Origin of the sequence: Pseudomonas sp. Root401 (assembly GCF_001425105.1) — a bacterium.
Lineage (GTDB): Bacteria > Pseudomonadota > Gammaproteobacteria > Pseudomonadales > Pseudomonadaceae > Aquipseudomonas > Aquipseudomonas brassicacearum.
The window spans coordinates 108,593-130,736 of sequence record NZ_LMDO01000023.1; the positions used below are offsets into that span (position 1 = coordinate 108,593).

At 61.0% G+C, this 22,144-nt stretch carries 16 protein-coding genes; 8 read left to right on the forward strand and 8 right to left on the reverse strand.

Annotated features, from left to right (window positions below; genetic code table 11):
• Nucleotides 1–206 precede the first annotated feature (206 nt).
• Nucleotides 207–2,555, forward strand: a complete 2,349-nt coding sequence (pvdQ, locus tag ASC85_RS17585) for a bifunctional acylase PvdQ (RefSeq protein WP_057450676.1) — start codon at nt 207–209, stop codon at nt 2,553–2,555.
• A 337-nt stretch (nt 2,556–2,892) separates the two neighbouring features.
• Here the strand turns inward: pvdQ and ASC85_RS17590 are convergent, their stop codons facing one another.
• Entirely contained in the window at nt 2,893–3,894 is a 1,002-nt protein-coding gene (locus ASC85_RS17590; RefSeq protein WP_057450677.1) for a FecR family protein, read from the reverse strand.
• A gap of 157 nt (nt 3,895–4,051) precedes the next feature.
• Nucleotides 4,052–8,884, reverse strand: coding sequence for a dermonecrotic toxin domain-containing protein (locus ASC85_RS17595; RefSeq protein ID WP_057450678.1), 4,833 nt, complete (start codon nt 8,882–8,884; stop codon nt 4,052–4,054).
• A gap of 234 nt (nt 8,885–9,118) precedes the next feature.
• Here ASC85_RS17595 and ASC85_RS17600 point away from each other — a divergent pair, with 234 nt between their 5' ends.
• Together ASC85_RS17600 and ASC85_RS17605 are read left to right on the forward strand one after the other, a co-directional pair.
• A complete protein-coding gene (locus tag ASC85_RS17600) occupies nt 9,119–10,150 on the forward strand; it encodes an Ldh family oxidoreductase (protein WP_057450679.1) in 1,032 nt (343 codons plus the stop codon).
• Nucleotides 10,151–10,250: 100 nt separating this feature from the next.
• Nucleotides 10,251–10,964, forward strand: coding sequence for a GntR family transcriptional regulator (locus ASC85_RS17605; protein ID WP_057450680.1), 714 nt, complete (start codon nt 10,251–10,253; stop codon nt 10,962–10,964).
• A 145-nt stretch (nt 10,965–11,109) separates the two neighbouring features.
• Here the strand turns inward: ASC85_RS17605 and ASC85_RS17610 are convergent, their stop codons facing one another.
• Together ASC85_RS17610 and ASC85_RS17615 are read right to left on the reverse strand one after the other, a co-directional pair.
• Nucleotides 11,110–12,060 carry a PDR/VanB family oxidoreductase gene (locus ASC85_RS17610; protein ID WP_057450681.1) on the reverse strand — a complete coding sequence of 317 codons (951 nt, stop codon included), beginning with the start codon at nt 12,058–12,060 and terminating at the stop codon, nt 11,110–11,112.
• Entirely contained in the window at nt 12,057–13,142 is a 1,086-nt protein-coding gene (locus ASC85_RS17615; RefSeq protein WP_057450682.1) for an aromatic ring-hydroxylating oxygenase subunit alpha, read from the reverse strand. The genes ASC85_RS17610 and ASC85_RS17615 overlap by 4 nt, the downstream gene beginning before the upstream one ends.
• 281 nt (nt 13,143–13,423) lie before the next feature.
• Between ASC85_RS17615 and ASC85_RS17620 the strand changes: the two genes are divergently transcribed.
• The 4 genes from ASC85_RS17620 to ASC85_RS17635 all read left to right on the forward strand — a co-directional run bounded on the left by ASC85_RS17620 (nt 13,424) and on the right by ASC85_RS17635 (nt 16,236).
• A complete protein-coding gene (locus ASC85_RS17620) occupies nt 13,424–13,849 on the forward strand; it encodes a GlcG/HbpS family heme-binding protein (RefSeq protein ID WP_003202104.1) in 426 nt (141 codons plus the stop codon).
• A 443-nt stretch (nt 13,850–14,292) separates the two neighbouring features.
• Complete coding sequence (locus ASC85_RS17625) at nt 14,293–15,129, forward strand: AraC family transcriptional regulator (RefSeq protein WP_057450683.1); 837 nt, start codon at nt 14,293–14,295, stop codon at nt 15,127–15,129.
• 54 nt (nt 15,130–15,183) lie between these two features.
• Nucleotides 15,184–15,786, forward strand: a complete 603-nt coding sequence (locus ASC85_RS17630) for a LysE family translocator (protein WP_057450684.1) — start codon at nt 15,184–15,186, stop codon at nt 15,784–15,786.
• Nucleotides 15,787–15,909: 123 nt separating this feature from the next.
• A complete protein-coding gene (locus ASC85_RS17635) occupies nt 15,910–16,236 on the forward strand; it encodes a four-helix bundle copper-binding protein (RefSeq protein ID WP_057450685.1) in 327 nt (108 codons plus the stop codon).
• A gap of 71 nt (nt 16,237–16,307) precedes the next feature.
• On the opposite strand, the gene aldA is transcribed toward ASC85_RS17635, so the two are convergent.
• The 4 genes from aldA to ASC85_RS17655 are packed head-to-tail and all read right to left on the reverse strand — an operon-like array spanning nt 16,308 to nt 21,062.
• Nucleotides 16,308–17,741, reverse strand: a complete 1,434-nt coding sequence (gene aldA / locus ASC85_RS17640; protein WP_057450686.1) for an aldehyde dehydrogenase — start codon at nt 17,739–17,741, stop codon at nt 16,308–16,310.
• A gap of 11 nt (nt 17,742–17,752) precedes the next feature.
• A complete protein-coding gene (locus tag ASC85_RS17645; RefSeq protein WP_057450687.1) occupies nt 17,753–18,553 on the reverse strand; it encodes an aldolase/citrate lyase family protein in 801 nt (266 codons plus the stop codon).
• Complete coding sequence (gene rhmD / locus ASC85_RS17650) at nt 18,550–19,749, reverse strand: L-rhamnonate dehydratase (RefSeq protein ID WP_057450688.1); 1,200 nt, start codon at nt 19,747–19,749, stop codon at nt 18,550–18,552. Before rhmD ends, ASC85_RS17645 begins: the two co-directional genes overlap by 4 nt.
• 17 nt (nt 19,750–19,766) lie before the next feature.
• Nucleotides 19,767–21,062, reverse strand: a complete 1,296-nt coding sequence (locus ASC85_RS17655; RefSeq protein WP_057450689.1) for an MFS transporter — start codon at nt 21,060–21,062, stop codon at nt 19,767–19,769.
• Between the two features lie 123 nt (nt 21,063–21,185).
• Here ASC85_RS17655 and ASC85_RS17660 point away from each other — a divergent pair, with 123 nt between their 5' ends.
• On the forward strand, nt 21,186–22,136 hold the full coding sequence (locus ASC85_RS17660) for a LysR family transcriptional regulator (protein WP_057450690.1): 951 nt from the start codon (nt 21,186–21,188) through the stop codon (nt 22,134–22,136).
• Nucleotides 22,137–22,144: the final 8 nt, after the last annotated feature.

Here is a 22,144-nt window from a genome sequence, read left to right on the forward strand (position 1 = left end):
TGTGAAAAAAATGCCTTTGCTGCGTCAAACCCCCGTGTTCAAACGGTCACCAGCCATTAATTTTTTTTCATCCGGTTCGTCTGCAAGGTAGGCACATTCCGGTTCGGCACGCGGCATGTGATTTCCCAGGCGGGCCGTGTGTTTGTCTTCTGGCGCACCGGTAGCCGTCCTGGTTTCTGAAGTTTTTATCAGGAGTGAACGTGAGAATGTCCGGGCAGTTATCGAGGATTGGCCTCGCAGGCGCTTTTCTGGGGATCGCCCTCGGGCTCAGTCCCGTGGTCAATGCGCAAGACGATGGGCAGCAGGCCAGTGCCGAGATCCGTCGCACCCGTTTTGGCGTACCGCATATCCGGGCGCAGGATGAACGCGGGCTGGGTTATGGCATCGGCTACGCCTACGCCCAGGACAACCTGTGCCTGCTGGCCAATGAAATCGTCACGGTCAATGCCCAGCGCTCGCGTTATTTCGGGCCGGAGCAGGTCACGGTCGAGCAGCGGGAGAACCGCGTCAGCGATCTGTTTTTCAGCTGGCTCAACACGCCACAAGCGGTTTCCGGCTTCTGGCAGGCCCAGACGCCTCAAGTGCAACAACTGGTCGAAGGCTACGTGGCGGGCTACAACCGTGCCTTGGTCGAGCGCAAGGCCAAAGGCCTGCCCGAACAATGTGCCAGCGAGTGGGTGCGGCCGATCACGGCGCTGGATCTGGTCAAGTTGACCCGCCGGCTGTTGGTGGAAGGCGGCGTCGGCCAGTTCGCCGAGGCCCTGGCCGGCGCGCAACCGCCCCAGGCGACCGCACTCGTGGGCACCCCGGTCACCGGTTTTGCGGCCGCTGCAACCCGGCAGCAGCGTTTTGCCCTGGAGCGCGGCAGCAATGCGCTGGCCATCGGCAGCGAGCGCTCGTTCAACGGTCGCGGGATGTTGCTGGCGAACCCACATTTTCCGTGGCTGGGCGGCATGCGTTTCTACCAGATGCACCTGACCATTCCCGGCAAGCTGGACGTCATGGGCGCGGCGCTGCCAGGCCTGCCGATGATCAACATCGGTTTCAGCCAGCACCTGGCCTGGACCCACACCGTCGACAGCTCGAAACATTTCACCTTGTACCGCCTGCAACTCGACCCGAAGGACCCGACCCGCTATCTGCTCGACGGCAAGTCGGTGCCGATGAGCCAGCAAACGGTCGCGGTGGACGTCAAGCAACCTGACGGCCAGGTGCAGAGGGTCTCCCGAGTGGTGTATGGCTCGCAGTTCGGCCCGATCGTGCAATGGCCTGGCCGGCTGGACTGGGATAACCGGTTCGCCTACAGCCTGCGGGATGCGAACCTGGAAAACGATCGCGTGCTGGCCCAGTGGTACGCCATGAACAAGGCGGTCACGCTCAAGGATCTGCAAAACACCGTCCATAAGATCCAGGGCATTCCCTGGGTCAATACCCTGGCGGTGGACGACCAAGGGCAAAGCCTTTACATGAACGTGTCGGTGGTGCCGAACGTCGATACGGAGAAACTGGCCCGGTGCAGCGATCCCGGAGCCGGGTTGCGACTGATCGTGCTGGATGGCTCTCGCAGCGAATGTGCTTGGGGCATCGATTCCAAAGCCGTACAAAAGGGCATTTATGCCGCCGACAAGCTTCCGCAGTTGCTGCGCCGCGATTATGTGCAGAACTCCAACGATTCGGCCTGGATGGTCAACCCTGCGCAGCCGCTGTCAGGTTACTCCCCGTTGATCAGCCAGCAAGGCCAGCCCCTGGGACTGCGGGCACGTTTTGCGCTGGATCGGATGGGCCAGTTGGCCAAGGACGGGCCGGTGAAGGTGGAGGATTTGCAGCGCATGGTCATGGACGACCAGGTTTACCTGGCTGACCAGGTGATGCCGGACCTGCTCGGCGTGTGCGCCGGTGACCTGGGGGCCGATGCTTCGGCATTGGGCCAGGCTTGTGCCAGCCTCAAGGCTTGGGATCGCAAGGCCGGCCTGAACAGTGGCCTGGGGATCGTGCATTTCCAGCACATCATGGATCGGTTGCAGGCGGTGCCCGACTCATGGCGCGTCGCCTTCGATCCCAAAGATCCGCAACACACCCCGCGTGGCCTGGCGATCGAGCGGCCAACAGTGCTGAAAGCCGTGCGCGATGCCATGCTGGCTTCGGTGGAGGCGGTGAAGGTCGCCGGATTGTCGAAGGACAGCCAATGGCAAGACGTGCAGGTGGCCAGCAGCGGCAGCCGCCAGACACCGATTCATGGCGGCCCTGGGGAGCTGGGCATCTACAACGCGATCCAGAGTGTGCCCGGGGTGAACGGTAAGCGGGAGGTGGTCAGCGGGACCAGTTATCTGCAAGTGGTGACGTTTGACGGCAAAGGTCCGCAGGCCCAGGGATTGCTGGCATTCTCCCTCTCCAGCGACCCGGCATCGCCCTATTCGACGGACCAGACCCAGGCCTTTTCGCAGAAGCAGTGGAGTGTGCTGCCATTCACCGAACAGCAGATCAAGGCCGATCCGCACTATCAGGCGCTGATTATCCGCGAACGTGATGAGACGGGCAGGGTGGCGACGCAATAGCCGCGGTGTAGATTGATCCACCGCCTTCGCGAGCAAGCCCGCTCCCACAGCGGATTTGTGTTAGCCGGGAAATCGCAGGCTGGCACCGATCCAAATTGTGGGAGCAAAGTTTGCTCGCGATGACGGCGGCACATTCAACATCAAGGCAGACTGACCCGGCGCTATCGCGAGCAAGCTTTGCTCCCACAGCGGATTTGTGTTGGCCGGAAGATCGCAGGCGGGCACCGATCCAAACTGTGGGAGCGAGCCTGCTCGCGATGACGGCGGCAGATTCAACATCAAGGCCGACTGACCCACCGCTATCGCGAGCAAGCTTTGCTCCCACAGAGAAAAGCTTTCAGTTCGTGGCCGGTCGTTGCCCGATGGAGTTGAGGACCGGGTTGCCATCCTTGTTCTGGGTCAGGTAGACCGGCAGCACTTTCGGCAGCGAAGGCACCAGGTTCTGCACTTCGCTGATGTTGTAGACACCACCGATACGCAGGCCCCCGGTGCTGTTGTCGGCCAACATGACGGGCCGGTCCAGGTAGCGGTTGATCAGCGGCAGTGCATCGCTCAGGGCAAGGTTATCCAGCACCAGCTTGCCGTTGCGCCACGCCAGCGAGCTGTCATTGGGATCTGTCTCACGAACTTGCGGTTGTTGGTCGCCCGCCTTGTAGCTGGCCTGCATGCCCGGGGAAAGCGCCAGGCCGTCACGGGTGTTCGCCTGGTTGCTGGTCACCCTCACCGAGCCCTCCAGTAGCGTGATCCGTACCTGGTCCTGGTACATCCATACGTTGAAGCGAGTCCCGGTCACGCGCACCTGGCCTTGGCCGGCCCGAACGACAAACGGGTGCTGTTTGTCATGGCTGACGTCAAAAAACGCCTCACCCTTTTTCAGCGTCACCCGGCGTTCGTTTTTGTAGTTGGCAAATACCAGCTCGCTGCCCAGGTTGAGTTCGACCTGGCTGCCGTCACCCAGGGTGACATGGCGTACGCTGGCGCCGGCTTCGAAGCGCTGGTAGGAATTGGCAACCCAGCCCAGGTTCCAGCCGGTGTAAGCGGCCAGCGGCATACCGACTACGAACACCGCCGCGGCGACCGCCAACCGGCTCCAGCGCGACCGGCTGCGGCGTGCTGGGGCGGCAGGCGCCGACTCGACACGCGGCAGATGATCGGCAACAGCCCAGATCTCCAGCATGGCTTCGTATTCGAAAGCATGCAGGGGATCGGCATCGTGCCATTGCTTGAACGCCTGCCGTTCGGCATCGGTGCAATCGACGGCATGCAAGCGCATGCACCAATGGGCAGCGGCATCGGTAATGGCGTCGTATTCGGCTTCCGAGAGGGGATGTTCGGTCATTGACTCTTCCTGGTTTGCCGCATTCTAACCTTCGGCATGTGCTGCCGAGAACAGCCGTCATGGCGTTTACGCATCAATGAGCCTTTTTTTCTCAAACATTTGTCATGGCATACCGTCGCATACATTGCGTGAAAAAAAGATCAACCACTCAAACCCTTCACGGCACGGCAATTTGCTGTGATGGAGTGGAGTCGAGTTGGCGTCCCAATTCACAAATCAAGAGCGTGAGCGAGTCGGCGTTGCGAAGTATGACGTCGATGCGCTTGTCCGGCAAAATCGGATCGAGAAAATCATCACGAGCGTTATCCATGGTTCTGGCGCCGGTTATCTTCAGGATCTCCCGTGTGGTTTGCCGGTATCCAGGCAACAGCTCCAGCTTCTTGTAGGTGTTATCCGTGCTGTCCCATTGCGTGAACAGTTTTGACTTCGGCGTGGTCAATGAAAGCCCGTTGAGTTGCAGGTCCTTTTGCTTGTCGTATTGCAACTTTCCGGCATAAGTCGCTGTTGAAATCAAATCGAGAAATGGCAATGCGGCGTCCAGGTAGATGATGTCGAACGTATTGAACAACTGATGGGAAATTTCGTGAATGAAGGTCGCTCCCTGGGCATGCGCATCGACATTGAAGAACTCGGGTACGACGGCCTTGTACCAGTCCAAGCCCATGTCGAAAAAAAACTGCGTGATATAGATTCTTCCGACGGCTGCAGGCTCGAGTACGAAGGCGGTTGCTCGATCTTCCAGGTGCTTGAGGTTGCCGATCACGATGCGGTCGGCATTCTGGTGCGCCCAGGATGGATCGGCCAACGCCCGGCATATGGGCGAGATCGCCGCCTCTATCTTGCCGATAAGACGAGCATCGACGCTGGTGACCCCAAAAAACAATCTCAGGAAATTATCCAGCCGAGAGCCCACAAGTGGTTGTCGCTTGAATTGATCAAAGTTGTGAAGGGCGTTGAATGAATAGAACCTCGCGGTCTCCAGTGCCTGCATAATTGCATTTGCACGATACGGATATTTCCTGCGTATCTCAGCCATGCCCTTTGCTTCGATATTCAGTGAACCCTTGGCCTTGAAGTCGCTGTAGGTGACGGCCATCTTCGACCCGGCTTTACCGAAGCGTATGGTCTGGCGTTGTGGATCGAGTGCCCATGTCCGGCCGTCAGGCGACTTTCTCAATAACGGCCCCTCCGCGTGCTCATGCACGATTCGCCAGGTTTGGCCGGCTTTCGCTACTTGGAAGACTTTGCCGGCAAGGGGGACGTACAGCCTGCCGTTTTCCAGTGCCTTGTAGGTTCCGTCGATCAGGTCCAGTTGCAGCTCCGACAGGCTGATGCCCATGGCCTCGAAAACGCTCAAGTCGGTGCGGATCTGGGCGGTGGAAGCGATGTCCTTCCAGCGATTGGCCAAGGTAGCGCCTTGGGAGAGCGGTTCAATGGGATCGAGAAGACCGAATGTATCCTCGCGATTCATCAGGCCCAGCGACACCATCTCCGCGGCGCCGGCGATAAAGTCGTGCAGGCCTGTTTTCCAGTCATGCTGCTGCAAGGCTTCGGCTGAGGCCTTGAAGTCCTGGTAGCTTTCCCAAAGCGTTTCGATAAAAGTCAGTTTGCCCGACAACTGGCCCCCCACCAACTTGATGCCGGAGCTGAACAGGTGCAGGACCGTTCCCCAGTCAAACTGTCGGTTTTCATTGGTTTGTGCGGTCAGCATGTCCGATAACAATGCTGCGTTGTCGTCGAACAAGGTGTCGAGCAGGTTGGTCTGGATAGGGTTCGAGGCCAGGCTGATTTCCGATCGCTGCCCGAGCGTGGCGGCGAACAGGTGCCTGAATGTGGACTGCTGGTGTTCGGGAAGCCGGCGAATCAGCAGGTCCTGAAGTATCCCTGGCGTATTGAATGCGGCAATGACGCTCTCTTCATCCTTGAATTCGGTGAAGTGATGCCCCTCATGATAGGGCGAATACAGGACTTGAGGACTTGTCGCATCGACGCTCGAACCAATCAAGTAGAGCCCCTGCGCTTTGACCGGCACGGCACCGTCGGTCTTGATCAACTCCAGCGGGCGTATAAACGCGTTGGCACCGTCAACGGCCTTGCGAGCGATGGCATCGGGCATGTCCACCACCTGACGGATCAAATCAAACGCCAGGGGGGAAAGGTGTTGTTGCAGATAGCGCGCGTGAGCGTATTGCAGCAACTGCCAGGGCATTTGTTGGCGGAAGGCCGTTTTTCTTTGCCGGGCCTGCGCAGTGGTGCCGGACAATTTCTGCGCCACCTGATTTTTAAAGTCGGTCGAGATATCCAGCGAGGATAGCATCTGCCTGACAGCGATTTCATTGAGGCCGTCCGGCAGTTTCTGCGTGGACGTTGAAGAAACCTTGAATCCTTCCCGGGTCACTTCGATGTGATGCATGGCGAAGTCGGTTAGCGAACTGGCCGGCCCGACTATGGCGAGGTCGGGCGTGATCTGGATGGCGTCGGGGTCAAGGTTGTTTGCGGCGAAGCGTGCGCTCAGCAGCGCTTTCAATTTATTGCGCACATAGGTGCGCAGCGGCTCGATACCGTCCAGATAGCCCTTGCCATCGACCACGCTGTTTTTATATTGCTCAAGCAACTCGACGTGCAGGCGTTGATCGTCAAGTGCCGCTGTACCGAGCCAGGCGGGGAGTTGCTGTTGCTGCTTGTTGGCCTGGGCAATGTATGTGGCGCGCTTGAGGTTGGTGGGCGCGCCTTTGTTCAGCAATGCCTGAAGGCTTCTCGACAGTGCCTTGCCGGTCAGTTGCCAGCTCCCGGCCTTCAAGGTGCTCAGATAAGCATGCTCGGCCTCAAAATGTTTGATGAACGAATTCATCCGATTCACCAGCACGTTGTCCTCGATCAGCTCATACGCCTGGAGTTGATAGTGTCCATGAGGTTGGCGTTGGGCCGGCGTGAGGTTGGCGAGCAAACCAAAGCGTTTTCGGGAGTCGAGCAGGTGTCGATTCAACTGCTGGGTGGCAACATCAACGGACGAAAACGCCTGCAAGCCATCGGCGGGCGTCCAGAGGATTGCCATGCCCGAATAGGGTGTATCGAGGCCTCCGCGCTCAGTTAATAAAAAGCAGTTGGCAAGGGGCAGATAAACCGTTCGACCAGCTTCGCTACAAGCCAGCGTCAATGAATAGACATCCGGCCGAAAGCCCCTGACGCCGATCCGTTGTGCGCGGTCCGGGTATTCTGAATCGTAGGCAAAAACCGCTCTGATCAGGTCATTCGCAATCGACGGCAGGCTCGCGTTCAGTTCCCTGAGTTCGGCCTCGGCACGTATCCCCAAGGAAAAAACATTGGTCAGTTCAGCCAGTAATTGCTTGAGCCCATTGTGCAGCGAAACGTTGTGGGAGGTCGGCAACCGGGTAAAGAGGCTATCGAAAGCCGCTTCGACATCGGTGTAGCTCTTGACCTTTCTTTGCATCTGATCAGCCATGAAGTTGGACGGGCGCAGACTTCCATGAAAAGCGGGATGAGTGCCCCAGTGTCCGGCAGTAGGCTGGTCCAACAGGCTTTTGTTGATGAAGGTGCGTATATCCAACGCCTTGTCGATGAGCGGGTGGATATCGACATCGCCCTGGCGAGACATTTCCAGTGCGTAATGAAGATTATTCTTCTGCTTTTCAATGATGGCGTTCGCCAGGGACTCGGACACTGGCAAGTCCAGCGGCTTGCCCGAAATCTGTGGCTCGTCAAAGCGCAGGAACCGGTTGCGCTCTTCCAGGCTCAGCAGGCTGTAGAGCGCGTCCTTTTGTGCGGTGCTTGCGGGGCTACCGAACAGCGCTGCCTTGAAGCCTAGATGGTTGTCTATCTTCTGAAGACCATGCATGGGCGTGTAGAGATAGTTGCCTTTGGCGCTGATCATCATGGAGCCTGCAAGTTCTACAAAGTGCGGCTCATATTCCCAGAGGCGAATCGTTTCGATGAACAGCAGTGTCTCGTCTCGACGGGAAGGTCTGAACAGCCGGAGCAGTTCACGACTTTGCTCATCCGTCAGGTGCCTTTTCTCCCGCTCGACCAGGATGGCTGCCCAGAGTCCATCGTGGATGACTTGTGAAAGCAGTTTGCGCCGAGACATATAGAAGTGAGTCGTCGTGTTCTCCCAAAAGGCATCGAGGCAGCCGATAAGCGTCGGTATCAGCTTCCTGGCAACGTCCTTTATGGTGTTTTCCCATTGCTGCGGGCTGTAGGACGATGCAAGTGTCCCCGGATGAGTCAGATCGATGTCATGCCCGACAGGCCAGCCCTGATGATGGAAATAGCCCAGGATGGCATCGCTCAGTGGGATGCTTTCGGTCACCTGGATGGCCCTTGGATTTTGCGGGCGAGCCCCCTTGCTGAAGGCTACGCGGATCTGTCGATGATCCAGGTCCGGCAGCACCTCGTTCAAGATCTGGTCAAGCATCGATCTTAACGAGGGCAACTTGATCAGCTCATTCACCATGGCCAGGGCATTGAGGCTCTGGGCATGCTCGATGGATTCGAGCTGGGTCTTGAAAACATCCTCTTCGATGAGTTGCCGGGTCTGCCTGATGTCGGTGGTGCTGTTCAGTTCGCTGCGCTGGGAAATCGACAACAGACGAAACAGGTCGTCGCGTTGCGCAGTGTCCCGGCGCATCTGGTCAATCTGTTCTTCGAGAGATACCAGGTTGTCGAATTTTTTGATTCCACCACTGGGCGTGTAGAGGAATACCGGGTGGGTGCTGGTTTCGCTGCTGTTCGACGAGGTGCCGAGGACAAAGCAGCCGGCCAGCGCGATGGGCGGTTTTTCATCGGCTTGCAACAGAATGGTTTCGGCGAACATCGGGGGTGTCTGCGCTGCGCGCTGGGTGTGGTCGGGCAGCGCGATGTGCTGCAACCAGTCGAGGTCTGCCTGTGTCAGGCCGTGGGTGGCGGTCAATTCGTCCAGGCGATGGGCGTGCAATACCTCGGGAAATAAAAGTGGCGTGGTTTCAGTGAGCATCGTTGCTTCTCGATCAGGGCGCCTCGGAGCGGCGCGAACATGGAGGAAGCCGCCAGACTAGGCAACGATGAATGAGCAAAGGTGGTACATAGTTACCGCATGCTGGTGTTCGACCTGCCAGGCCGGGCAGATGCCGTGGACAAGGATTGACAGTGCGCGCCTGAAACGGTGTTTAATCACCCGGCGGGTCCCTTTACGCTGTTGCTACCTCCAACAATCATTCTGGAGCTTCAGATGTCTGCGCCATCCGATCATGCCGCTTCTTGCACTTTGTCTTTCGATGCTCTGGTGAGCTTGCTGGAGAAAATTTTCCTGCGTCATGGCACGTCGACCGAAGTCGCTCGGTGCCTGGCTGAAAACTGCGCCGGGGCCGAGCGCGATGGCGCCCACAGCCATGGGGTGTTTCGCATTCCCGGTTATGTCTCGACACTCGACAGCGGTTGGGTCAACGGCAAGGCCGTGCCAGTGGTCGAGGACGTCGCGTCAGGGTTTGTCGCCGTGGACGCCGGCAACGGGTTTGCCCAGCCCGCCCTGGCCGCAGCGCGTCCATTGCTGGTGGCGAAGGCCCGCAGCGCCGGCATTGCCATCCTGGCCATTCGCAACTCCCATCACTTTGCCGCCCTCTGGCCGGATGTCGAGCCGTTCGCCTATGAAGGCCTGGTGGCGTTGAGTGTGGTCAACAGCATGACGTGTGTGGTGCCCCATGGCGCGGACCGTCCATTGTTTGGCACCAATCCCATTGCCTTCGCCGCACCACGGGCTGACGGTGAGCCGATTGTCTTCGACCTCGCCACCAGCGCCATTGCCCACGGCGATGTACAGATTGCTGCACGCAAGGGCGAGTTGTTGCCGCCAGGAATGGGCGTGGACAGCCTCGGCCAGCCGACTCGCGACCCCAAGGCAATTCTCGAAGGTGGCGCGCTCTTGCCCTTTGGCGGGCACAAGGGCTCGGCGCTGTCGATGATGGTCGAGTTGCTGGCGGCAGCCCTGACTGGCGGCAATTTTTCCTTCGAGTTCGACTGGCACAACCATCCGGGCGCCAAGACCCCGTGGACCGGTCAGTTGTTGATCGTGATCGACCCGAGCAAGACCGCCGGGCAGAACTTTGCCGAGCGCAGCCAGGAACTGGTCAGGCAGATGCATGGCGTTGGGTTGCGGCGCCTGCCGGGAGACCGTCGCCATCGCGAACGCAGCAAATCCAATGAGCAAGGGATTAGCTTGGACGAACAGACCATGGCGCAGTTGCGCGAGTTGGCAGGGATTTGAACAACCCGCTGTGGCGGCCAGCCTGGCTGCCACTGCCTTGCCGTGACACGCTGCGCCAAGCCTTCTAATATGACGGCTTCTTTTCTGTGGAATCGCCTGGATGAGTAAGCCCGGCCAAACGGTGCTGGTTGCGCTGCGCAAGATGATCGCCTCGGGCGAGTTGGCCGCTGGCGAGCGCCTGATGGAAATACCCACGGCCGAGCTGTTCGGCGTTTCGCGCATGCCGGTGCGCATGGCGTTCCGCACCCTGGAGCAGGAAGGGTTGCTGGTGCGCTTCGGCGGACGAGGTTTCCAGGTGCGTTCGGTCAGTGCCGAGCAGATCGCCGGGGCGGTGGAGGTGCGTGGCGTGCTGGAAGGCCTGGCGGCACGGCAGACGGCCGAGCACGGCTTGTCTGAAAAGGCCCGTGCGATACTCGAGCAATGCCTGGTGCAGGGCGATGAACTGTTCGCCAAGGGCTATGTGACCGAGGATGACCTGGAGGTCTATCACGACCTCAACATGCGCTTTCACCAGGTGATCGTCGAAGGCAGCCACAACCCGGCGATTGCCGATGCCCTGGCCCGCAACGATCATCTGCCATTCGCCTCAGTCACCGCCCTGGCGGTAGATCGCCAGAACATGGCCGGCGAATTTCGCCGCTTCAACTATGCCCATATGCAACACCACTCGGTGTTCGACGCCCTGATCAACCGCCAGAGCGGCCGCGCCGAGGCAATCATGCGCGAGCATGCCAACGCGACCCTGCGCTACGCCGAAGTCTTCGGCTCGACGCTGGCTGACGAGCGGATGACGGTGATTCTGCGTTCGGAGTGAACAGCCCCAGTTGTGGATGGATTTGTGAACCCAGCACAAATCCCCCTGTGGGAGCGAGCTTGCTCGCGATAGCGGTGGGTCAGTCAACATCAATGCAACTGAGCCGACGTCTTCGCGAGCAGGCTCGCTCCCACAATGTCCGGTGTTAGAGGTCCAGTACTAAGACGGGTGTCTTGGACCTGGAGCAACACGGCGTGAACTGGTCGTTGCAGGCCTGTTCAGCCTCGGTCAGGAACATGTCCCGATGCTCCGGCACACCTTCCAGCACACGCGTCAGGCAGGTGCCGCAGACACCTTGTTCGCACGAGATCGGGATCTCGATGCCATGGCGCTCCAGCGCCTGCACCACACTGCAGTCCGCCGGCACGTCGAACACTTGGCCGCTGCGGGCCAGCTTGACCGAAAAGCTGCCATCGGCGCGGGTGTCGGTAGGGGCGGCGGCGAAGTATTCGCGGTGCAGGCAGGCTTCCTGCCAACCCTGGTTCTTGGCGGTGTCGAGGATGTGTTGCATGAACCCGCCAGGGCCGCAGACGTAGAGGTGCACGTCGTCACCGGGCGCGGCCAGCACTCTGGCAGCGTCGAGCAGGGTTTCAGGTTCTTCATCGAAATGCAGGAAGACCCGGTCGGCATAAGGGGCCTGGCGCAGGCGCTCGACAAAGGCCGCACGGTCGCGGGCGCGGGCGCAGTAATGCAGCTCGAATGCCGCACCGCTCTGGGCCAGGTGCTCGGCCATGCACAGGATCGGCGTAATGCCGATGCCTCCGGCAAACAGCAGGCTGCGCCGGGCTTGCGCAGCGAGAGTGAACAGGTTGCGCGGTTCGCTGATGTGCAAGCGCATACCTGGCTGGATCAGCTCATGCAGGCTGCGCGAACCACCGCGGGACGCCGGATCCTTGAGCACACCGATGAGGTAGCGGTGCCGCTCCTCGGGATGGTTGCACAGTGAGTACTGGCGAATCAGCCCGCCAGGCAAGTGCACATCGATATGGGCGCCGGCGGTGAAGGCCGGCAACAGCTGGCCATCGACACGGGTCAATTCGTAGCTGCAGATATCGAGGGCTTCGTTGTGTCGCGCCGCGACCTGGACTTCGATCATGGCCGTTGCTCCGCCAGCTGTGGTTGATGGCTGCTGGCGATCAACCCGGCCTGTGCTTCCCGTTCCCGTGCGATCCAGCGCTCCAGTACCCGGCGAGACTGTACGCCACCCGCGTCGATGTTGAGCTTGAGCAAGTTGCGTTGCGGATGGTCCAGCAGGTTACGTTGCTGGCGCTCGAGCATTTCCAGGTCTTCGCTGAAAATCTTGCCTTGGCCTTCGCGAATGGACGCGGTGAGGGCGTCATCCTGCGGTTGGAAGTGCCGGGCCATGCCCCAGAAGTACCAGATCGACGTCTCGGTTTCCGGCGTGATGAAATCCACCACGATGCTCGACGCCTTGAATTGCGGCGCGGCGTGATAACCGCCGTTGCCGGCATGGGCCACGCCGACTTCGATCAGCACATGGCTGGGCGGGGTGAAACGGCAGATCTGCCAGCGGTCCACCGGCACGTCATCGGCCAGGTTGTTGCCGCGCAAGGCCATGCGCCAGAACGGCGGGGCCATGATGTTTTCCATGTGCCGGGCGGTGACCACTTCATCGCCGTCGACCGTGGTCACCGGCGGTGCCTCGTCGATTTCCTTCTGGCCGATGCTCGAGGCGTGGACGTAGGTTTCGTGGGTCAGGTCCATCAGGTTGTCGATCATCAGGCGATAGTCGCACTGGATATGGAACAGGCCGCCACCGTAGGCCCATTCATCGCTTTCGGCCCATTCCAGATGATGGATCAGCGCCGGGTCGGCCAGCGCCTGGTCACCGGGCCAGACCCAGATGAACCCATGCCGTTCCTGTACCGCAAAGGTCTTGTTGCAAGGGAAGCCTCGTACCCGTTGCCCCGGCATCTCGACGGTCTTGCCGTCGCAACCCATCACCAAACCGTGATAGCCGCACACCAGGTTGCCGTTTTCGACATAGCCCAAGGAGAGCGGGGCGCCGCGGTGGGGGCAGAAGTCTTCCACCGCCGCGACCTTGCCTTCATGCCCCCGGTAAAAAACCATCTTTTCACCACAGATCTGGCGCCCCAGGGGCTTGTCGACGATTTCATCGGGGGTGCAGGCAACGTACCAGGCATTTTTGGGGTACATGAGGGATCTCCAGGCGGATGTTGTTCTTGTCTATGGATCCATTAACTCTCTTAACTAATTTCGTTGTCAACGGTTTTGCTGTGTTTGCGGACAATTGGTTCGTATGGTGGATCCATTGATGCGAGGTGGATGTTCGTATCATCCACGGCCGGCCGCCGGCCCCCGGGCTTCAATGAGCCGCTGAATGTGCGCTATGGTTCGCAGAAGGAAATATTCCTCGGCTTGCTGGGCGGGCGCCTGATTGTCTCGCGGGCCTCCTGTGGCATAGCACGGAGTGATCCATGAAAACCAAAGCGGTATTGACTGAGCAGGACGTTGCGCAATTGCTGGTGGCGGCCAAGGAGCTGGCTCATCAGCGTCAATGGGCAGTGTCGGTTTGTGTGGTGGACGACGGTGGTCATCCCCTGGGGCTGCTACGCCTGGACGATGCCTCGCCGTTGTCGGCCTACATCGCCACCGAAAAAGCCCGCACGGCCGCCATGGGGCGGCGTGATAGCAAGGTTTTCGAAGACATGATCAATGGTGGTCGTTACGCGTTTCTCAGCGCTCCGCATCTGCAGGGCATGCTTGAAGGTGGGGTGACCATTCGTCATGACGGCCAGTGCATTGGTGCCATCGGGGTGTCAGGGGTCAAGGCTGAGCAGGATGCTGAACTGGCTCGTTTGGCGGTGGAGACGGTGTTGCCGGCGATCACTCCGGATGCCTGAGGCGGCTATAAACCTGTGGGAGCGAGCTTGCTCGCGATGGCGGTCTGACAGCCGACCGGGGTTTTTTTGACTGGGTACATATCCATTGCTGCGGTAACGGCTACTTATGGTTCCGCTTTTACAGCGGCTCACTTTTGAAGAGCCCGGAAGCCGGCCCAGTCAAAAGTAAGCAAAACGCTTTTGCCCCACCACTCGGTGCCTCGCCTAGGCTCGGCATGCCCGAGGCGGCCTTATAGCCGACCTGGCTCTCCTGGTCCTACACCCTTCAGATCTGTGGGAGCAAAGCTTGCTCGCGATAGCGGTGGGGCTGTCAACAGATGCATCTACAGACCGAACGCCCTCGCGAGCAGACCCAAATTCCAAAAGGCCTGCACAAATCTTCCAGACACTCACCTCATCAGCAGTTAATCTGCCAAGAGCACATTCACCAAGCGGGATAGGGCATGGCAGCGCGCAACTGGATCGATCTCAAGCAGGACGCCACGTCCGGTATCGAGACCGTGCGCGCGCATTTCGAGGGGCATGCCTATGATCCCCATTGGCATGACGCCTATCTGGTGGGCGTGACCGAGCAGGGGGTGCAGCAGTTTCATTGCCGCCGCCAGCAACACAACAGCACGCCGGGCAAAGTGTTCCTGCTCGAGCCCGGCGAGCTGCATGACGGCAACGCCCCCCACGACCACGGGTTTACCTACCGCACGTTGTACCTGGAACCTCAGTGGCTGGAGCGCGAATTGCGTTCCTTGTTCGACGTGGCGCCGGACAACGCCCAGTTGGGGTTTGCCGCCACCCTGACGGACGATGTGCGGCTGGCGAGTGCCACGGCCATGGCCTTCCAGAGCCTGCACGAGCAGGAGATTCGCATCGTGCGCCAGACGGCCCTCGATACGCTGTTGGCCAACCTGACCCAACACCTGCACTGGCGGGCGCGGATCAACCCGGATCCGCGGCTGCCATTGGTGGCGCAGCAGGCCCGGGATTATCTGCACAGTCATCTGAGCGAAGACATCGGGCTGGACGACTTGGCGCAGGTCACCGGCGTGGATCGTTTCCGCCTGACCCGTGCGTTCAAGGCGGCTTTTGGCCTGGCGCCCCATGCCTATCTGATCCAGTTGCGCCTGGCCCGCGCCCGGCGCCTGCTGGCCGGTGGCGAGAGCGTCGTGGCGGTGGCGGCCATGCTCGGTTTTGCCGACCAAAGCCACTTGGGTCGCTGGTTCCAGCGCGTCTATCGCTTGAGCCCGGCGGACTACCGCAAGCGCTGCTCAATTGTTCCAGACTGACCACGGCTTCGTGGGGATGATCAAGCGATCGATCATTCACCGAGATCTTGCTCCATGGACCAGTTACTGCCGTTTGCCTTGTTCGCGTTTGTCGCCTCCATCACCCCGGGCCCGACCAATATCCTGGTGCTGAGCCATAGCTCGCGCTTCGGCCTGGCAACCACTGTGCCGATCATCCTCGGCGCCTGCGCGGCGGCGGCCTTGCTGGTGCTTTTGGTCGGCACCGGGTTGGGAGACGTGCTGGCGCGCCATGCCACGATTCAGACGCTGCTCTCATGGGCGGGCATCGCCTGGTTGAGTTGGATGGCCTGGCAGATTTTCAGCGCGCCGGCCCAGGCCATCGACCCGGACCGGCCGGTCGAAGGCCCGCGGCTGGGCCTGGCGGGGGCTGCCGGGTTGCAGTTGGTGAACCCGAAAACCTGGATGATGGCGTTGGCGGTGGTCAGCGTCTTCGCGGGGGCGGAGGCCGACCGCACCGTGCGGGTTCTCTGGCTGTCCCTGGCATTCTTCGCCATTTCGATCCCGTGCATGACCGCCTGGGCCTACCTGGGCCGCGGCGCCGCACGGTTCTGCCGTTCCGCCGTGGCGATGGGACGGTTCAATCGGGTCATGGCGGTGATGCTGCTGGTATCGGCGTGGTTGACCTTGGTGATTTGAGCGGCTGACAAAATTGTAATTTTTCTCTCGAAACCTCCGGATTGATGGCCGAGTCGGACCTTATATCGCCCTGTTCAGGCGCGATAGAACCACCCTAATCGACCTTCACAACAGGAGATTCCCATGAACAGTCGTTACGAAGCTTGCATAGCCGAATGCGTCGCCTGCGCCATGGCCTGTGAAACCTGCGCCGCTGCTTGCCTGCATGAGCAGAACGTACAGATGATGGCAAAGTGCATTGAACTGGACCGTGACTGTGCCGACCTTTGCCGGCTCGCGGCCACGCTCATGAAGCGCGACAGCCGTGTCGCCGCTCAACTGTGCAACGTGTGCGCCGCTATTTGCCGGGCGTGTGGTGAGGAGTGCGGCAAACACGAACCGGCACACTGCCAGGATTGTGCAAAAGCTTGCCGGTCTTGCGCCGACGCGTGTGAGCGAATGGCAGCCTGATGGGCACGGCCTGGACAGGGCGCTGATCTTGAAGGGTAAGCGCCTCTGGCCAGGCCTCGGTCTATCGTCGGTCAGCTTTGCAAGTACACCGCATGGGTATGGGTGTACTCGTACAAGCCATGCTTGCCATCGGCCCCGCCCACCCCGGATTTGCGCACTCCGGCATGGAACCCCTGCATGGCTTCGAAGTTTTCGCGGTTGACGTAGGTCTCGCCAAAGTCCAGGCCCCGAATGGCATGCATGGCGCGACCCAGGTCCCGGGTATAGACCGAAGAGGTCAGGCCGTAGTCGCAGTCGTTGGCCAGGGCGATCGCTTCGTCCAGGTCGTCGACGATCTGGATGGGCAGTACCGGACCGAAGATTTCCTCGCGCATGATGTCCATCGAGGCGTTGCAACCGGCCAGCACGGTGGGTTGAAAGTGGAAACCGTCGGGGCGGTCTGCCACGCGGCCTCCGCTGATCAGGCTGGCACCTTGCTGCAGGGCGGTCCGCACTTTGCGCTCGACGCTGTCCAGGCCTTGGCGGTTGATCAACGGGCCCATTTCGACATCGGGCTCGGCCAGCGGGTCGCCGTAACGGGTGGCGGACATGGCTGCGCTGATGCGTTCGATGAATTGATCGGCGACCTTGCGCTCCACGTAGACCCGCTCGGCACAGTTGCAGACCTGACCGGTGTTGATGATCCGTGAGTCGCGAATCGCCTTGACCGCCAACGCCAGGTCAGCGTCCGCCAACACAATGGCCGGGGCCTTGCCGCCCAGTTCCAGGTTTAGTTTGGTGATGTTCGCCGCAGCGGCCGTCATGATCCGCGAGCCGGTATCGACGCTGCCGGTAAAGCTGATCATGTCCACGCCTTTGTGACCGCTCAAGGCCGCGCCCACCTGGCCGTCGCCACACACCACGTTGAATACGCCGGGCGGCAAGTCGGTTTCGGCCACCAACCGGGCGAATTCGAAGCAGTTGTTCGGGGTTTCTTCGCTGGGCTTGATGACAATGGTGTTGCCGGTCAACAGGGCCGGAGCCATCTTGCGGGCGATCAAAAAGAACGGGAAGTTCCACGGCAGGATGCCCGCGACCACGCCCAAGGGCTTGCGGAACAGGAAGATGTTTTCCCCGGCCCGGTCGCTGGTGATGATTTCCCCTTCGATGCGCCGGGCCCACTCGGCCATGTAGTCGAGGTAGTCGGCGGTGAAGTTCACCTCCACTTCGGCCAGGGCGCTGATCTTGCCTTGTTCCAGGGTGATGGTGCGCGCCAGGTGCGCAACGTTCTCCCGCAGTTTGCCGGCGATGCGCCGCAGATAACCGGCGCGTTCGATGGCCGGTTTCGCCGACCAGGCTTTCTGCGCGGCGCGGGCGGCAGCCAAGGCCTGGTCGACATCGGCGGCGGTGGAGGCCGGGACCCGGGACAGCAGTGCACCGGTGGCCGGGTTGTACACGTCCAGGTGCGCTTCGCTGTGGGTGAACTGGCCGTTGATGAAGTTCTGGAACACAGGAATGGATGACATGGCAGGCTCCTTCAGTAAGTGCGCGACGGCGCTTGAACGGTGGCAGGTTCGCGATAGCGGGCGAGGGTGGCCTGGGCGCTCTGGCGCAGCAGGCTGATGTCGATGGCCACCGCAATGAACTGGCAGCCCCAAGCCTGATAGCGACGCGCATCGGCTTCGTTGGGCGCCAGGATGCCGCAGGCCTTGCCCGCCGCGAGGGTAGCGTCGACCGCGTGCCGGATGCGCTCCTGTACCTCGGGATGCCCCGGGTTGCCTGCATGGCCGAGGCCGATGGACAGGTCGGCGGGGCCGATGAACACCGCGTCCACGCCCTCGACGGCAGCGATGGCTTCGACGTTTTCCACGCCCGTGCGCGATTCCACCTGGACGATCAGGCACAGTTCTTCATGGGCGGTGGTGAGGTAGTTCGCCACGCCGTCCCAACGAGTGGCGCGGGTCAGGCCGCCGCCCACGCCACGAATGCCGTGGGGCGGATAACGCATGGCGCGCACCAGGGCCAGGGCCTGCTCGGCGGTTTCGACCATGGGAATCATCAGGGTCTGGGCACCGACGTCCAGCAGTTGCTTGATCAGGTTGGCGTCGCCGGTCACCGCCCGCACCACTGGCGCGGTGGCATAGGGCGCCACGGCCTGGAGCTGGCCGAGTACGCTGGGTACGGTATTGGGCGCGTGTTCGCCATCGATCAGCATCCAGTCGTAACCGGTGCCGGCGATGATCTCGGCGGCATAGCCGGTGGCGAAACCGGCCCAGATACCGTACTGGGTTTGCGTTGAAGTGAGCGCGGCCTTGAAGGCGTTGCGGGGCATGTTCATGGCGTGCTCCTTTCGCGGTGATAAGGTCTGTGCAACTGGCAATCCGGATTGAGCGTCACGCCGAAGCCAGGCTGGTCAAGGACCGACAGGCGCATGCGGCCTTCCACCGGCACCGGTTCGCCCAGCAGTTGTGGATGGAACATCGGCACCACTTCGTCGGCCTTGGGCGCCATCATCAGGAACTCGGCGAACGGGCTGTTATGCCGGGTGGCGACGAAGTGATAGCTGTAGACCGAGGAGCCATGGGGGATCACCAGCGCGTTGTGGGCGTCGGCCAGGGCCGAGATCTTCACCAGTTCGGTGAGGCCGCCGCACCAGCCAACGTCTGGCTGGATGATGTCGCAGCAACCCATTTCCAGCAGCATGCGAAAGCCCCAACGGGTGGCCTCATGCTCACCGGTGGTCACCAGCATGCCCTTGGGTACGTTGTTGCGCAGCGCGGCGTAGCCCCAGTAGTCGTCGGGCGGCAACGCCTCTTCGATCCACTTCAAACCGTACTCGTGGGCGCCGACTGCGAGTTTGGTGGCGTAGTTGAGGTCCAGGCTCATCCAGCAATCGAGCATCAGCCAGAAATCGGGGCCGACCCGCTCGCGCATGGTTGCCAGGGCTTCGAGATTCTTGCGCAGGCCATCCTCGCCTTCGGCCGGGCCGTGATGCAAAGGCATCTTGCCGCCGATGAAACCCATTTTCTGCGCCAGGTCCGGCCGTGCGCCGGTGGCATAGAACTGCAATTCATCACGCACCGCGCCGCCGAGCAATTGATGCACCGGTTCCTGGCGGATCTTGCCAAGCAAGTCCCAGAGCGCCAGGTCCACGCCGGAAATCGTGTTGATCACCAGGCCTTTGCGGCCGTAGTAGAGCGTCGACTGGTACATCTGGTCCCAGATCTTCTCGATGTCGGTCACCCGGGCGCCTTCGACGAATCGTGCCAGGTGCTTTTCAACGATGTAGGCTGCGGGCTCGCCACCGGTGGTCACGGCGAACCCGACGGTGCCATCGCTGGCTTCGATTTCCACCACCAGGGTGCCGAGCACATTGATGCCGAAACTGCGGCGGCTCTGGCGGTAGTCCGGGTATTTGCTCATGGGCGTGGCGATGTGATCGTCGATCCAGTGGCCATCGGCCTGATCGTGATAATCCGCGCCGCCGCCTCGAAGCACGAAGGCGCGAACGTGTTTGATTGTGGGAATACCCATGTATGCAGCTCCTTGAGTTAAACAGTGGCGGGCGTCTTTGAAGCGCGTTGGCCGGGCGAGTGGATACCCAGCACCAGCAACGCGGCGATAACGGTGGTAACCGAGAGCAGGTAGAGGCCTGCGGCGGGGGAGTGGAAGGCGCCTTCGGCCCAATTCTTCAGCACCGGGGCGATAAAGCCGCCGAGGGCGCCAAAGGAATTGATCAACGCGATACCCGCTGCTGCCGCGCTGCCGGCCAGGTAGCTGGACGGAAAGGTCCAGAACACCGGCTGCACGGCGATGAAGCCGGAAGCGGCGAAGCACAGGGCGACGATTCCCAGCAATGGGCTGGAAACGCTCACCGAGCAGGCGATCCCGGCGGCCGCCATCAGCAGGGTCAGCGCGGCGGTACGGCGGCGCTGGCCGGAGCGGTCGCTGTAACCGGGAATCAGGTAGGCCGCGCACAGGGCGCAGATCCATGGAATTGCCGTGACCAGTCCCACCATCAGCCCGACCTTGCTGCCCAACAGACCGCCGACCTGAGTCGGCAGGTAAAACACCACGCCATAGACGCTGGCCTGGATCAGCAGGTAAATCAGGCACAGGTACAACACAGAGGGTTGGCACAGCACGCTAAGCAGGCTGCGGCCGTGGGATTGTTTGTGCTGGTCCTCGGCATCGAGCAGCGCCTGGACCTGCTGGCGTTCTTCGACCGTCAGCCATTTAGCATCGGCGGGGCGGTTGTCCAGGTACCAATAGGCCCAGATGCCCACAGCCGAGGCCATCAGGCCTTCAACGGCGAACAACCACTGCCAGCCGTGAACACCGGCAAAACCGTCCAGCTCCAACAACAGGCCCGACAGCGGGCTGCCGAAGATGAACGCCAGCGGCGCGCCGAAGTAGAAGAAACCCATGGCCTTGCCCCGGGCCGCCGAGGGGAACCAGTAGGTGAGGTAGAGAATGACGCCGGGAAAGAATCCGGCTTCGGCCACGCCCAGCAAGAAGCGCAGCACGTAGAAACTCGTTTCGTTGTGGGCAAAGACCATGGCCGCCGACACCAGGCCCCAGGTGACCATGATCCGGCACATCCACAACCGGGCACCGACGCGGTGCAGGATCAGGTTGCTCGGCACCTCCAACAAGGCGTAGCCGGCGAAGAACACCCCGGCGCCAAAGGCGAACGCTGCATCGCCGATACCGGTGTCGGCCTGGAAGGCTTGTTTGGCGAACCCGACGTTGGCGCGGTCGAGAAAGGCCATGATGTACATCAGCAACAGGAAGGGCAGCAGGCGCCAGGAAATCTTGGCCAGCACAGACGCAGGAAGAGTCTTCATCGCGGGGTTCCTTTAGCAGGTATTTGTTCTTATGGGCTGGACTGTACGGCCGGCTAACGATGCGTTACAAATCGAATCTCGCTAACAAGCGATACCCTCAAGGTATCGATAAAGAGGCCCTCGATGACCCATCCCGTGCTGTCCCGCAGCCTGTTCAACCGCCTGCGCTATAAACATCTGCACATGCTGGTGGCCCTGAGTGCCAGCCAGAACCTGCATCGTGCCTCCCAGAGCCTGAACATGTCGCAACCGGCGGCGACCCGGATGCTGCACGAGATCGAGGACATGTTCGGTTGCGACCTGTTCGAGCGCCTGCCCCGGGGTATGCGCCCGACTGCCTTGGGCCAGGAACTGATCCGCTTCGCCGAGTTGGCCCTCAGCGGCCTGGACCGCTGCGCCGAAGACCTGCTGGCGCGCCAGCAGGGTGGTTACGGCTATCTGTCGATCGGCACCATCATGGGCGCCGCACCGGACCTGGTGATGGACTCCATTGCCCGCATCAAGGCCCTCAACCCTCAACTGCGGATCCGCATCATGGGCGACACCAGCGACCAGGTGATCCAGTTGTTGGAACAGGGCCGTATCGACCTGGCCATCGCCCGACGCAACGCGGCCACCGACAGCGAGCATTACGAGTTCGAACAGTTGGGCAACGAACGCTTGCTGGTAGTGGTCCACGCCGGCCATCCCCTGGCGCGACGCAAGAAACTGGCGCTGGCCGAACTGGTCAGCGACTGGCCGTGGATCCTGCAACCGGAAACCAGTCCGGCACGCATCGGCCTCGATCAGGCCCTGCAACGCCTGGCGCTGCCAACGCCGGCGGACATCATCGAGTGCAGCTCGGTGTATTCCATGCAGCAACTGATTCAACTGACCGACGCGATCATGGTGCTCTCGGAAACCGCCTTGCGCGATTACCTGAAGATGGGCCTGGTGGTGGCGTTGCCGGTGGCGCTCGACGTGCAACTGGCGCCGTTCGGGTTACTGCGCCGCAAGGGTGAACCGGTGAGCCGGGAGTTGGGACTGTTCATCGATTTGCTGCGCAGCAAGGCAAGCGGGCGAGCGGGGGACTGATTGGGGCC